This window comes from Streptomyces sp. NPDC051018, from assembly GCF_044456085.1.
GTDB lineage: Bacteria > Actinomycetota > Actinomycetes > Streptomycetales > Streptomycetaceae > Streptomyces.
On record NZ_JBITFN010000017.1, the window covers coordinates 62,759 to 75,160 of the forward strand.

Consider the following 12,402-nt stretch of genomic DNA (forward strand, 5'->3'; position numbering starts at 1 on the left):
GAACGCCCGGTATCCGGCACGCGAATGCGCAGTGTACGCAGTGCGCGGAGCGCGCAGACGTTCGACGTCACACTCCCAAGGCGGCTCTCACAGGCCGAAACGGCGCTGAAGATCCCCCAGCTGGCCGGGCAGACGGGGGGCGGACCCGTGTTGACCAGGGGCTCCCGACCCTCCGTGACCGCCCGGAACGCCCGCCTGCGCCGGAGGCGCCCCCGTCGCCGTCTCCGCCATCAGCGCCTCGGACGACTGGAGCAGTACGGTCCCGGCGCCCACGAAGTCGAACTGGTGCTCCTCGCCCGAGGCCCCGCCGATCCCCGTCAGCGCCCGCAGCCCGCCCATCACACCGGTCATATAGGCGTGGTCGTAGTGGTGGCACGGCGACGGGCAGTCCGCCCAGCCGACCAGGGCCTGCGGATCCACCCGGATCGGGGGCTCCATGAACACCACGGGCCCATTGGACGCGGCGACGAACTTCCCGGTGCCGATCAGGGTCAGAAAACCCGGCACGATCGACTGCTTCAGCGCCAGGGACGGCTGGTATGCCAGCAGGTTCCCGGAGCGGATCGTCAGATTCCCGTCCTCCAGGTCGAAGGAGTTCACATCGAACGCGCGGTCCGCGAGCAGCATCTTGCCGCTGCCCTCCGCCACCACCCAGTCACTGGCGTGCAGCGGGGAGTGGAACGAGGTCCGCAGCAGCCGGTCGAGGCGCCCGTGGCCGATGCCGTTGAACTCGATCTGCCCGTAGTAGGCGATCATCTTCCCCTTCTGGAGGAACCACTGGCTGCTCTTGAGGTCCACACAGAAGGTGTACGCGTTGACGTTGTCGTCGCTCGGCAGCGACATCGGGTCGAGAACGTCAGGGCCCATCACAGCTTCTCCTCCGATGCCTGCACATACACCACGCCATTGCCGCTCAGCTCCAGCTGGAAGCCCTCGCCGGAGCCGCGCCCCACCATGTCGCGCCAGCCCAGCGCGGTGGAGAGCTTGTTCTGGACATCGCCGCGGTGGGCGACGTACGCCTGCGGGTCCACATGGACCGGCCGCCCGGGCGCGATCGGCAGCTCGATCACCCCGCCGTGCGCCATCACCGCGACGGCGCCGTGGCCGCGCAGGGTGGTGGTGAACAGCCCCTGGCCGGTCACCTGGCCGCGCACCATGCCCATGACCCCGCCCTGCGAGCCCATGAACATCGTGTTCTGCTCCAGCGTCCCGTCGAAGGCGAGCAGCCGGTCCGCCTCCACGTACAGCATGTCGCCGGTCAGGGAGACGACCTGGATGTGATGGCCGCCGTGGCCGAACCACACCGTGCCACTGCCCTCGACCGTCATCAGCGGGGTCGCCTCTCCCGCGACCCGCCGCCCGATCATGGAGCCGATACCGCCCTGGCCGCCCGCCGAGTTGGGAGTGAAGGCGACATCGCCCTTGTACGCCAGCATCGCGCCGCGCTGGCTGAACATCCGCCGGCCCGGGACGACCGTCGCCTCGACCATCTTCGAGTTGATCTCACGGAAGGGCATCTCAGACGTCCCCCCCGATCGTGTTGCGCTCACTGGGCTGTACGTAGACCAGACCGTCGCCCTCGAAGCGGATCTGGAACGCCTCGCCGCCGCCCTCGCCCATGAGGGTGCGGAAGGTCACACCGGACTGGAAGTTCTGCTGGAGGTTGCCCTGGTGGGCGATGTACGCGCCCGGGTCGACCGAGAGCGGGTACTGCGGGGTCACCCGCAGGACCACCGCGGGACCGTCCGACATGATCGCGGCCTGGCCGCTGCCCTCGACGGTGGTGGTGAACAGGCCGTTGCCGCTCGCCCCGCCGCGCAGCCCGGTGAAGCTGGTGCCCGTGCGCAGGCCCCCGTCCGCGGCGAGCAGATTGCTCGACTCGACGTACAGCTTGTCGCCGTGCAGGCTCACCAGATTGATCTCGGACGCGCGGTCGGCGAAGAAGCAGGTGCCCTGGCCCTTCACCTCCATCATGACCATCTGCTCCCCCGTGAGCCGGCGGGTGACCATCCCGCGGATGCCCTCTCCGCCGCCGGACAGCTTCTTGAAGGCCATCTGGCCGTCGTAGGCGACCATCGACCCGTTCTTCGCTTTGACTGCGTCTCCGGCCATCTCGACCGCGAGCACCTTGCTCCCCTGGAGCCTGAACGTTGCCACGGGCCGACGGTAGCCGCCCTTAGCGGGACAGGGACAGGTATCGCGGGATGATCCCGGCCCCGGTGGGCGGACCCCGGACAAAGCCTTGGCAAAGGGGGCTGTCAGAATGGGTCCCGCGCTTGTGAGCGTGTTCACAAGATCGAAACCCCGACGTCTCACCGAAGGTGCACCCGTGGACATCAAGACCGCCTCGTCCCTCCACCGCCTCCGTCTGGTCTCCGCTCCGGAGGCCGTCTCGTTCATCCTGCTGATCATCGCCTCGGTGCTGAAGCGCACGACGGACTTCAACGCGGTCCCGGCCCTGGGCATGATCCACGGAGTGCTGTTCATCATCTACGTGCTGTTCTGGGCCGACGCGTGGAACCGCACCAAGTGGGACCTGAAGACGGCCGCCCTCTACTTCGTGCTCGCCGTCCTTCCGCTCGGGGGCTTCGTCGCGGAGCGCAAGCTGAAGCGGGCCGCGGAGGACGAGGTGATCGCGTCGCGTGCGCGCCGTGAGGGCACCGTCAACGCGTAGCGCCGGACGGGCCCCGGGGCCCGGAGTTCTGCGGAGTCCCGAGTTCCCGAGTTTCCGGGCCGCGGCGGTCGGCGGGGTCCCGGGACCCCGCCGGACCCGCACGCCGTCTCCGCGCCCTGCCCGGCAGCGCCCGGGGCGCCCGGGACCGAAGGACCGATGGGCGAGACGGGGCTGACTGTCAAATAACCACTCGGTAGGGTCTCAGACGTGCCCAAGCCGCTCAGCCTCCCCTTCGATCCCATCGCCCGCGCCGACGAGCTGTGGCAGCAGCGCTGGGGGCCCGTCCCCTCGATGGCCGCGATCACCTCGATCATGCGGGCGCACCAGATCCTGCTCGCCGAGGTCGACGCCGTCGTCAAGCCGTACGGGCTGACCTTCGCGCGCTACGAGGCGCTGGTGCTGCTCACCTTCTCCAAGGCCGGTGAGCTGCCCATGTCCAAGATCGGCGAGCGGCTGATGGTCCACCCGACCTCGGTGACCAATACCGTGGACCGGCTGGTCAGGTCCGGTCTGGTCGACAAGCGGCCCAATCCGAACGACGGCCGCGGCACGCTCGCCTCCATCACGGACAAGGGGCGCGAGGTCGTGGAGGCGGCCACCCGCGAACTGATGGAGATGGACTTCGGGCTGGGCGCGTACGACTCCGAGGAGTGCGCCGAGATCTTCGCGATGCTGCGCCCGCTGCGGGTCTCCGCGCAGGACTTCGAGGAGAAGTAGCGGGAAGCGCCGGGGGAACAGCAGGGAAGCGCCGGGGAAGTAGCGGGAAGCGCCGGGCCCCGGCATCTTGTCCGACCCGGCCACGGGGTGGTATCCGCGCCCCGTTAGGCTCGGCGCCATGAAACAAACCGTGCTGACCCGCTACCGGGTGATGGCGTACATCACCGCCGTCTGGCTACTCGTGTTCACCGGCGCCATCGTGCTGAAGTACGGCTTCGACACCGGCGACACCATGGTGATCTCGCAGATCCACGGTGTGCTGTTCATCGTCTATGTGATCTTCGCCTTCGATCTCGGCTCCAAGGCGAAGTGGCCCTTCGGCAAGCTCCTGTGGGTGCTGGCGGCCGGCTGTATCCCCGTGGCCTCCTTCTTCGTCGAGCCGAAGATCACCCGTGAGGTCCGGGCGCTGATCGATGACGGCGTCGCGGAGCCGGTGAACGCGTAGCCGCCGCTCCGTCACCCGTTCGGCCCGTTGCCGCCCGCGGCTCGCCGGTCTCTCCTCACCGCCACGTGCCCGTACCGTGGCGGTCCGTCGTCACCGCCACTCCTCCTCCGTTCGCGGTGTGCCATCGACATTTACTAGGACGTCCTAGTAAATTGGCAGTATGGACGCTGACGCGATCGACGAAGGCCGCCGGCGCTGGCAGGCCCGCTACGACAAGGCCCGCAAGCGCGACGCGGACTTCACCACGCTCTCCGGAGATCCCGTGGAGCCGGTCTACGGGCCCCGGCCCGGGGACTCGTACGAAGGCTTCGAGCGGATCGGCTGGCCCGGTGAGTACCCCTTCACCCGCGGTCTGTACCCGACCGGCTACCGGGGCCGCACCTGGACCATCCGCCAGTTCGCCGGCTTCGGCAACGCCGAGCAGACGAACGAGCGCTACAAGATGATCCTGGCCGCGGGCGGCGGCGGGCTGTCCGTCGCCTTCGACATGCCCACCCTCATGGGGCGGGACTCCGACGACCCCCGCTCGCTCGGCGAGGTCGGCCACTGCGGGGTCGCCGTCGACTCCGCCGCCGACATGGAGATCCTCTTCAAGGACATCCCCCTCGGCGATGTGACCACGTCCATGACGATCAGCGGGCCCGCCGTGCCCGTCTTCTGCATGTACCTCGTCGCGGCCGAGCGCCAGGGCGTCGACCCCTCGGTACTGAACGGCACGCTCCAGACCGACATCTTCAAGGAGTACATCGCCCAGAAGGAGTGGCTCTTCCAGCCCGAGCCCCATCTGCGGCTGATCGGCGACCTCATGGAGCACTGCGCGAGCGGCATCCCCGCGTACAAGCCGCTCTCGGTCTCCGGCTACCACATCCGTGAGGCGGGGGCGACGGCCGCGCAGGAGCTGGCGTACACGATCGCCGACGGCTTCGGCTATGTGGAGCTGGGGCTCAGCCGGGGGCTGGACGTCGACACCTTCGCGCCCGGGCTCTCCTTCTTCTTCGACGCGCACCTCGACTTCTTCGAGGAGATCGCCAAGTTCCGGGCGGCCCGGCGGATCTGGGCCCGCTGGATGCGCGATGTCTACGGGGCGAAGTCCGACAAGGCGCAGTGGCTCCGCTTCCACACCCAGACCGCGGGTGTCTCCCTGACCGCCCAGCAGCCGTACAACAACGTCGTACGGACGGCCGTCGAGGCGCTCTCCGCCGTCCTCGGCGGCACCAACTCCCTGCACACCAACGCCCTGGACGAGACCCTCGCCCTGCCGAGCGCACAGGCCGCCGAGATCGCGCTGCGCACCCAGCAGGTGCTGATGGAGGAGACCGGGGTCGCCAATGTCGCCGACCCGCTGGGCGGCTCCTGGTACGTGGAGCAGCTCACCGACCGGATCGAGGCCGACGCCGAGAAGATCTTCGAGCAGATCAAGGAGCGGGGCAGGCGGGCGCACCCCGACGGGCAGCACCCGATCGGGCCCATCACCTCGGGGATCCTGCGGGGGATCGAGGACGGCTGGTTCACCGGCGAGATCGCCGAGTCCGCGTTCCGCTACCAGCAGGCGCTGGAGAAGGGCGACAAGCGGGTCGTCGGCGTCAACGCGCACCACGGCTCCGTCACCGGCGATCTGGAGATCCTGCGGGTCAGCCATGAGGTGGAGCACGAGCAGGTGCGGGAGCTGGGCGAGCGCAGGGCCCGGCGCGACGACGCCCGCGTACGGTCGGCGCTGGAGACCATGCTGGCGGCCGCGCGCGACGGCTCGAACATGATCGGCCCGATGCTGGACGCGGTCCGCGCGGAGGCGACGCTGGGCGAGATCTGCGACGCCCTGCGCGAGGAGTGGGGCGTCTACACCGAGCCGCCCGGCTTCTGACCCGGACCGCCCGGCTTCCGACCCGGGTCGGCCGACTTCTGGCCCGAGCCGCCCGGCTTCCGGCCCGGGCGGGCCGGTCCAGGCCGGCCGGTCCGGGCCTCGCGCCCCGCCCTCGGCGTCCCGGTCTCCCGGAGACGGCCCCCGGTGTGGTGGTCCTGTCCCCGTGGAGGTGCGTTCGCGGGGCATGCTCCCCGGGCGCGGGCGCGTACGGTGGCGGGATGAGAGAACTGCCCGCCCCCGTACACCGGGTCCGCACCCGTGTCCGGCGGGTGAGCTGCTCCGGTGAGCTGTTCGCCGATGTCACGCTGGACTTCGGGCCGGGGGACGGCTTCGAGAACGAGGTGCCGGCCGACCTGCTGCCCGCGCCCTGGGCCGAGCGGCTCGCCGAGGGCGTACGGGAGGGGCTGGACGGTGTCCGGGCCCGGGTGACGCTCAGGAGCGCCCACCACCGTCCGTACGCACATCCGGAGCGCTCCCTCGGGACGGCGGGCTATCAGGCGGCCCGGGAGGCGCTGGCGCGCGCGGGCCTGATCGGCCCCGGCGAGCCGCGTACGTCCGGCGGAGACTGAGCCCCGGGCGGCGGACACACCGCGGACGACGGCGCCCGGACGGCCCGGCGGCCCGGGGACGCCGGGCCCGGGAGCAGCGGGAGGCCCCGCGCCCGCACACCGTCACCCGGCTCCGCACAGGGGCGCCACGGCCCCTGATGAAAGCCGCGACCGGCCGTGCGGCAGCCACCCGCGCGGGCGCGCGGACCCCGCGCCGGGACCTCCCCGTCGTGGTTCCACCGACCGCACTTTTCTCCTGGGCGCGCCGAGGGGGGAGGATGTACTCATGCAGCCTAGGAACATGTCCATGAGTGGTGTCGTCGACCTCGCCGCGCTGAAGGCGGCCAGTGAGGCCAAGGCGAAGGCGGAGCAGGCCCGTGCCGAGGCCGCCCGCCAGGGTGGCGGCGGTGCCGTGTCCCCCTCCAGTCTCGTGATCGACGTCGACGAGGCGGGCTTCGAGCGCGATGTCATCCAGCGGTCCGCCGAGGTGCCGGTCGTCCTCGACTTCTGGGCGGAGTGGTGCCAGCCCTGCAAGCAGCTCGGCCCCCTGCTGGAGCGCCTGACACAGGAGTACAACGGCCGCTTCGTGCTGGCCAAGATCGATGTCGACGCCAATCAGCTGCTGATGCAGCAGTTCGGCATCCAGGGCATCCCCGCCGTGTTCGCGGTGGTCGCCGGACAGGCACTGCCGCTCTTCCAGGGCGCGGCCCCCGAGCAGCAGATCCGCCAGACGCTGGATCAGCTGATCCAGGTCGCGGAGCAGCGCTTCGGGCTGACCGGTGTCGCGGTCGACCCGGATGCCGAGGGTGCCGAGCCCGCTCCGGCCCCGGAGCCCGTCGGTCCCTATGACGCGCTGCTGGAGGCCGCCGTACAGGCCCTGGACGCGGGTGACTTCGGCGGCGCGGTCCAGGCGTACCGGAATGTGCTGGCCGACGACCCCGGCAACACGGAGGCGAAGCTGGGGCTGGCCCAGGCCGAACTGCTGCGCCGGGTCGGCGATCTGGACCCGCAGAAGGTCCGCCAGGACGCCGCCGAGAAGCCCGACGACGTGGCGGCGCAGATCGCCGCGGCCGATCTGGATCTGGTCGGCGGCCATGTCGAGGACGCTTTCGGCCGACTTGTCGAAACGGTGCGCCGGACGGCCGGCGAGGACCGTGACGCGGCGCGGGTGCGGCTGCTCGAACTGTTCGACGTGGTCGGAGGGGACGACCCCCGGGTGACGGCCGCCCGGTCGGCGCTCGCGAGGGTGCTGTTCTGAGGCGGGTTGTGAGACTCCTGGCCCGATCGCCTTATTGAGGCGGTTCCGGGGTGAAATGCGGCGGTGGTGCGAGGGATGCGCCACCGCCGCTCTGTTGTCACGGTGAGGGAATCCGATCTCCCTTTGCCAAAACTTGGTAATTCGATGAGCTGTTACTCGCAGTAAATCGAGGGGTTTCTTCCGTCCGTTTATCACCGGCATTGCCCCCTTCTGGCGGCATGATCGGCGGCACCCTGTGTGGCCGCGTGGCGGCGGCCGGCCGTACTCCGGCCAATGGGCCGTTACTGGCAAGTAACGAACCCCCTTGTGCCGGGGCCGGGAATGCACCACGATCGGCGACGCTCGGTCCCGTACCGCACCAGCCCGGCTCCCCGCCGGTCCGCGGTCCCCGGGTCCCCACCGAGCACGGCCGGCGGCAGAGCGCCGGCCGCGGACAGGGGGGTTCCTGCCGTACGGCAGGGCCTGTCCGACGAGGTTGCGCGTGACGCGTCAGGCGCGATCAGTGGTGTCGCTCGGGGGTGATCGCCGGTGTTTCGGTCGCGGTACGCGCCTGAAAGCGCGGGCGCTCTCCTTCCCGAGGACGTAGCGCTTCTCCCACCTCAGGACCGACGGATGCGTCCGTACCCGGGGTGTACGTCCGAGAAGGAGGAAAGTCATGGAGTCTGTGGCTCGTGGCGGAACCAGATGGAAGCGGTTCGCCCTGGTCATGGTGCCGAGTGTGGCCGCGACGGCCGCGATAGGCATTGGTCTGGCACAGGGGGCGCTCGCCGCGTCCTTCGCCGTGTCCGGCCAGGAGTTCAAGGTGAAGGCCGGGCACCTCGAAGGCCAGGGGTTCGCGCAGTACGGCGGCGTGGACATGGGGTACGCGAGCCTCAAGGGTGATGAGAAGACCGCTCACCCGGTCGCGATCTCGACCTTCAAGACCGCGACGATCAAGAACATGTGCCAGTCGGTGGTCACGGATGTGCCGCTGCTGGGCAAGATCACCCTCAAGCTGAAGGCGGGCACCGGCAAGACCCCGGTCTCCGCGGAGAATCTGTACCTGGACATCTCCCAGCTCGACGCGAACGCCGAGTTCAGGAACATCGACATCGGTGTCGCGGCCAAGGACACGGACAACCCGGGCACCGGCAAGGGCCCGGCGGTGAAGGACAAGTCCATTCTGGAGAACGGCTTCGCCCAGCAGGCCGACGAGGCCATCCTGGACAACGTCGAGCAGAAGGCGTGGGCGACCACCGCCGGAACCTTCAAGCTCAGCAATCTGAGCATGCGCCTCATCCGTGGCTCCGGCGAGAAGATCGAGTGCTTCTGACGGGCATCCGCCGGGCGGGCGGGGCAGTCGCAGGGCTTCACCCCGCCCGTCCAACCCTCCGCACGGCAACACCAGTTCCAGGGAGCTGTTTTCCATGAGCGCCGACTCCATGGCCACGGGGCGAAACGATCACCTCCTCCGCCTCATCCGGCGGTTCCGCGACTGGAGGGGGCAGCGCCCCTTCTGGGCGGGGCTGTTCACCCTGCTCGGCGGCATCCCGATCGCCTACTTCCCGTACGCGACCTTCCAGCTCGGGCACACCACGCTCTCCCTGTCGACGACCGCGGGCGCCGGCTCGCTGATCATCGGCGTCCTGCTGGTCACCCTGGGGCTGACGATGTGGTTCCACCACATCGTCAGAGTGTTCGCGGGAGTCGCCTCGATCCTGCTGGCTCTGGTCTCCCTCCCGGTCGCCAACCTCGGCGGATTCATCGTCGGTTTTCTGCTGGCCATGTTCGGCGGGGCGCTCGCGATCTCCTGGATGCCCGGGGAACCGCTGCCGGCGCCCGCCGAGGCGACGGCCGCGACCGCCCCGGTGGCGGCCCCGGAACCGCCGAATGCCCCGGCGACCGCCCCTGCCCGGGTGACCGCCCCGGAACCCACGGAAGCCGGGCAGCCGGCGCAGGGGGACTCCCGGGATGTGAAGACGCAGGAATCCACCATCGAGTCCGACGGCGGGAGGAACAGTGCCGGGTGATGTCACACCGCTGACCACGGCTCGGAACGATCAGTCGAAGGACCGGAAGGGACCGCGGCACGCGGCTCCGAAGACCTCGCTGCTCAGCAGACTGCAGAAGCCCGCCGGAAAGGCGATGGCCCTGGCGGCGATGCCGACCGCCGTCTTCGTGGGCATGAGCCTCACCCCCGAGCTGGCGCGCGCCGACGACACGGAGAACCCCTTCGCCCCCGGGCCGTGCGTGACCCGCTCGGACGAGCCCTCGGAGAGCGGGAAGGAGTCGGCAGCGCCGGAGCCGGCGAAGTCGGCGAAGCCGTCCGGCACCCCCTCGCAGTCGCCGGGCGGGACCCCGGGCGGCGGTACGGACGAGGACGACGGCGCGGCCGGTGGCGACGGCGACGAGGCCCGGCCCGGCGAGATGCCGTCCGCCGCCGAAGCGGAACGGAACGGCGCCGGCACGGCGGACGACCGGCGGTCCGGGGAGACGGAGCAGCCCGCGGAGGGCATCGCGGGGAATGAAACGGGGAGCGAAACAGGGAAGGGACCCGCCCCCGGAGCGACACCGGACGCGACCGGGACCCGCAACCCGCTGGACCCGCTGGGACTCGGCGAGGCGCTCAAGGACCTCTTCGACGGACCCGGCACCCCCGGCGACGAGAAACCGGCCACCCCCGCACCCACCCCCACCCCCACGCCGACCGGGACCGCGTCGCCCGCCGAACCCCCCGGGAAGCCCGCCGCGACCCCGCCGCCGACCCGCCCCGCGCCCCGGCCCGCCGGCACAGCCGACGGCACACCGGACCGTACGGAGGAGAGGGAGGCGGAGAGGGCGGAGGAAGCCCTCAGGGCCGCGGCCGACCGGGCCGGGGCCGAGGTCGAGGAACTCGACGAGGACGCGAAGGGCCTCGAACCCGCCGAGGACGAGGAGATACCCGAGGGCGCCAAGCCCCGCTTCCCGTGCCCGACCGCCGACCCCGAGGCGCTGGCCGCGGCCGAACTGGAGCCCGGCATCCCGCTGCTCCCCGACGACCCGTGGATCCTGAAGAGTTCGAAGCTGACCCTGCGTGGGCTCGACTACCACGGCATCGTCGAGGTGAGGACGGGCAGCGGCAAGATCAAGCGCGTACTGAAGTTCACGGCGACGAGCATCGACATCGAGAACCTCCACCAGCTGGTGAAGGCCCCGATGGGCAGGACGGGTCACGTCCAGGCGCGGAAGGACTCCACCTCCACGATCCGCCACGGCACGGTGACGATGTACACCGAGAAGCTGGAGGGCGACCTCTTCGGTGCCTTCCCGGTCACCTTCAGTCCTCGGACACCGCCGCCCCTGAACGTACCGCTGGCCATCTTCACCGATGTCACGGTGACCCAGGCCGGGCAGTTCGGCGGGACTCTGAAGATCCCCGGCCTCAGGAACTACTTCACCGGCGGGGCCTCGGACTGAGACGCGGTCTCCTCCGGCGGTCCCCCGCCGGCGGAGGTCACCGCGGGGAAGCGGCCGCGGGGGTGTCGTCGGCCCGGTTCCCGGACCGGGTCGCGTGGACCAGGGCCGCGACCAGCGCGATGACCCCCATCGACACCTGGGCGATCCAGACCAGTGTGTAGCCGCGTTCGGTCGGGACGGTGCCGTCGTGCAGGTTGGCGGCGAAGATCGCACCGAGCACGGCGCTGCCGATCGCCGCACCGATCACGATGGAGAGCTGGTAGACGCTCTGGCCCATGGACATCTCGTGCCGGCGCAGTTCGCCGACCATGACGGCACGCGCCGATCCGGCGACGAATCCCAGTCCCGCGGTGCCCAGCATCGCGAAGACCAGGTACTGGGGAACCGTTCCGTGGAAGAAGATGAGCCCGCCGGCGCTGACGATCTCCAGCGCCGCGCCGATGGCCATGATCCACGAGAACCCGAGGACACGGCTGAGCGGTGCGCTGAGCGCGGACGTCAGCACCGCGAGGCCGATCTTGGGGATGAGCAGGAGGCCGATCGCGGACGCGCTCAGTCCGAGTTCGACGCCCATGAACATCGAGTTCGCGACCTGTCCGCCCTCGGCCGTGAAGTACACCCCGGCACCGACGACGTACACGGGCACCAGCCGCGGCCGGAACAGGAACCGCAGGTCGGCGAGCGGCTGGTCGACGCGGAGTTCGACGATCACCCAGGTCGCGAGCAGGATCACCCCGAGGCCGAGCGCGGCGACGATCCGCGCGGAGGCCCAGCCCCAGGACGGCCCCTGGTTCAGGCCCAGCAGCAGAGCGACGAGGCCGGTGCCGAGCAGTGCGACCCCGGTCCAGTCGACCCGTGCCTCCGGGTCCCGGACCGTCTGTTCCTTGCCCAGCCACAGCAGACCGGACCGCGGCGTGTCCTGAAGACCCCGCTCGCCGACTTCCCGAGGGACACATGCAGGGCGTACGCGGCGACGGGCCGCGACCCGGACGCGTCGAGAACGCCCTCCCCGATCATCAGCCCGGCGCCGTCGTACCCCTCCTCACCGGGCTGGAACATGAAGACGACATCGCCCGCGAGCGCGTCACGGCGGGCGGAGAGCAGCCTCGCCGCGCCCACCAGCATCGCGGTGTGCAGATCGTGCCCGCAGGCGTGCATCCGCCCGGGGATGCGGGAGGCGTGGTCCAGTCCGGTGGCCTCGGTGACCGGCAGCGCGTCCATGTCGCCGCGCAGCAGCACGGTCGGCCCCGGGCGCCCGCCGCGCAGGACGGCGGTCACGGAGCTGAGCGCGGATCCGGTGGTCACCTCCAGCGGGAGCCCGTCCGGCGCGGCGAGCACCTTCTCCTGGGTACGCGGCAGCCGGAGACCGATCTCGGGTTCGGCGTGCAGGGCGCGGCGCAGCCGGACGAGATCGTCCTGAAGCTCCTTCGCGTCTTCGAGCATCGACACAGGTCACTCCTCGGG

General features: G+C 70.5%; 14 protein-coding genes and 1 pseudogene. 9 read left to right on the forward strand and 6 right to left on the reverse strand.

What is annotated here, in order from left to right:
* Nucleotides 1-87: 87 nt before the first annotated feature.
* From ACIBCM_RS26165 to ACIBCM_RS26175, 3 genes are read right to left on the reverse strand one after another with little or no spacing between them, the layout of a single operon-like run.
* On the reverse strand, nucleotides 88-867 hold the full coding sequence (locus ACIBCM_RS26165) for an AIM24 family protein (RefSeq protein WP_399247213.1): 780 nt from the start codon (nucleotides 865-867) through the stop codon (nucleotides 88-90).
* Nucleotides 867-1,517: an AIM24 family protein gene (locus ACIBCM_RS26170; protein WP_399247215.1), complete on the reverse strand. Its 651-nt coding sequence runs from the start codon at nucleotides 1,515-1,517 to the stop codon at nucleotides 867-869. Before ACIBCM_RS26170 ends, ACIBCM_RS26165 begins: the two co-directional genes overlap by 1 nt.
* Before the next feature lies 1 nt (nucleotide 1,518).
* Nucleotides 1,519-2,157 carry an AIM24 family protein gene (locus ACIBCM_RS26175; protein WP_399247217.1) on the reverse strand — a complete coding sequence of 213 codons (639 nt, stop codon included), beginning with the start codon at nucleotides 2,155-2,157 and terminating at the stop codon, nucleotides 1,519-1,521.
* A gap of 172 nt (nucleotides 2,158-2,329) precedes the next feature.
* Between ACIBCM_RS26175 and ACIBCM_RS26180 the strand changes: the two genes are divergently transcribed.
* From ACIBCM_RS26180 to ACIBCM_RS26215, 8 genes are all read left to right on the forward strand, one after another.
* Entirely contained in the window at nucleotides 2,330-2,674 is a 345-nt protein-coding gene (locus ACIBCM_RS26180; protein WP_399247219.1) for a DUF3817 domain-containing protein, read from the forward strand.
* 207 nt (nucleotides 2,675-2,881) lie between these two features.
* Nucleotides 2,882-3,391, forward strand: a complete 510-nt coding sequence (locus tag ACIBCM_RS26185; RefSeq protein ID WP_399247221.1) for a MarR family winged helix-turn-helix transcriptional regulator — start codon at nucleotides 2,882-2,884, stop codon at nucleotides 3,389-3,391.
* A gap of 118 nt (nucleotides 3,392-3,509) precedes the next feature.
* Nucleotides 3,510-3,836, forward strand: a complete 327-nt coding sequence (locus ACIBCM_RS26190) for a DUF3817 domain-containing protein (protein ID WP_399247223.1) — start codon at nucleotides 3,510-3,512, stop codon at nucleotides 3,834-3,836.
* 160 nt (nucleotides 3,837-3,996) lie between these two features.
* Nucleotides 3,997-5,697, forward strand: a complete 1,701-nt coding sequence (locus ACIBCM_RS26195; RefSeq protein WP_399247225.1) for a methylmalonyl-CoA mutase — start codon at nucleotides 3,997-3,999, stop codon at nucleotides 5,695-5,697.
* Nucleotides 5,698-5,915: 218 nt separating this feature from the next.
* Entirely contained in the window at nucleotides 5,916-6,266 is a 351-nt protein-coding gene (locus tag ACIBCM_RS26200) for a hypothetical protein (protein ID WP_399247227.1), read from the forward strand.
* A 265-nt stretch (nucleotides 6,267-6,531) separates the two neighbouring features.
* Entirely contained in the window at nucleotides 6,532-7,503 is a 972-nt protein-coding gene (locus ACIBCM_RS26205) for a tetratricopeptide repeat protein (protein ID WP_399247229.1), read from the forward strand.
* Nucleotides 7,504-8,158: 655 nt separating this feature from the next.
* Nucleotides 8,159-8,815, forward strand: a complete 657-nt coding sequence (locus ACIBCM_RS26210; RefSeq protein ID WP_399247231.1) for a DUF6230 family protein — start codon at nucleotides 8,159-8,161, stop codon at nucleotides 8,813-8,815.
* 94 nt (nucleotides 8,816-8,909) lie between these two features.
* Nucleotides 8,910-9,512: a DUF6114 domain-containing protein gene (locus ACIBCM_RS26215; RefSeq protein WP_399247233.1), complete on the forward strand. Its 603-nt coding sequence runs from the start codon at nucleotides 8,910-8,912 to the stop codon at nucleotides 9,510-9,512.
* Between the two features lie 30 nt (nucleotides 9,513-9,542).
* Here the strand turns inward: ACIBCM_RS26215 and ACIBCM_RS26220 are convergent, their stop codons facing one another.
* On the reverse strand, nucleotides 9,543-9,668 hold the full coding sequence (locus ACIBCM_RS26220; RefSeq protein WP_399247235.1) for a hypothetical protein: 126 nt from the start codon (nucleotides 9,666-9,668) through the stop codon (nucleotides 9,543-9,545).
* Between ACIBCM_RS26220 and ACIBCM_RS26225 the strand changes: the two genes are divergently transcribed.
* Entirely contained in the window at nucleotides 9,667-10,938 is a 1,272-nt protein-coding gene (locus tag ACIBCM_RS26225; RefSeq protein ID WP_399247237.1) for a hypothetical protein, read from the forward strand. The genes ACIBCM_RS26220 and ACIBCM_RS26225 overlap by 2 nt on opposite strands.
* A 37-nt stretch (nucleotides 10,939-10,975) precedes the next feature.
* Here ACIBCM_RS26225 and ACIBCM_RS26230 read toward each other — a convergent pair whose 3' ends face one another.
* Together ACIBCM_RS26230 and ACIBCM_RS26235 are read right to left on the reverse strand one after the other, a co-directional pair.
* Nucleotides 10,976-11,671: an MFS transporter gene (locus ACIBCM_RS26230; RefSeq protein ID WP_399247239.1), complete on the reverse strand. Its 696-nt coding sequence runs from the start codon at nucleotides 11,669-11,671 to the stop codon at nucleotides 10,976-10,978.
* 86 nt (nucleotides 11,672-11,757) lie between these two features.
* Nucleotides 11,758-12,381: pseudogene (locus ACIBCM_RS26235) on the reverse strand (M20 family metallopeptidase); the annotation flags it as partial.
* Nucleotides 12,382-12,402: the final 21 nt, after the last annotated feature.

Coding starts and splice junctions, on each gene's coding strand:
- ACIBCM_RS26190 (WP_399247223.1), top strand. CDS start 3,510: ATGAAACAAACCGTGCTGACCCGCTACCGGGTGATGGCGTACATCACC.
- ACIBCM_RS26205 (WP_399247229.1), top strand. CDS start 6,532: ATGCAGCCTAGGAACATGTCCATGAGTGGTGTCGTCGACCTCGCCGCG.
- ACIBCM_RS26215 (WP_399247233.1), top strand. CDS start 8,910: ATGAGCGCCGACTCCATGGCCACGGGGCGAAACGATCACCTCCTCCGC.
- ACIBCM_RS26225 (WP_399247237.1), top strand. CDS start 9,667: ATGAGCCTCACCCCCGAGCTGGCGCGCGCCGACGACACGGAGAACCCC.
- ACIBCM_RS26220 (WP_399247235.1), bottom strand. CDS start 9,668: ATGCCCACGAAGACGGCGGTCGGCATCGCCGCCAGGGCCATCGCCTTT.
- ACIBCM_RS26200 (WP_399247227.1), top strand. CDS start 5,916: ATGAGAGAACTGCCCGCCCCCGTACACCGGGTCCGCACCCGTGTCCGG.
- ACIBCM_RS26165 (WP_399247213.1), bottom strand. CDS start 867: ATGGGCCCTGACGTTCTCGACCCGATGTCGCTGCCGAGCGACGACAAC.
- ACIBCM_RS26210 (WP_399247231.1), top strand. CDS start 8,159: ATGGAGTCTGTGGCTCGTGGCGGAACCAGATGGAAGCGGTTCGCCCTG.
- ACIBCM_RS26170 (WP_399247215.1), bottom strand. CDS start 1,517: ATGCCCTTCCGTGAGATCAACTCGAAGATGGTCGAGGCGACGGTCGTC.
- ACIBCM_RS26195 (WP_399247225.1), top strand. CDS start 3,997: ATGGACGCTGACGCGATCGACGAAGGCCGCCGGCGCTGGCAGGCCCGC.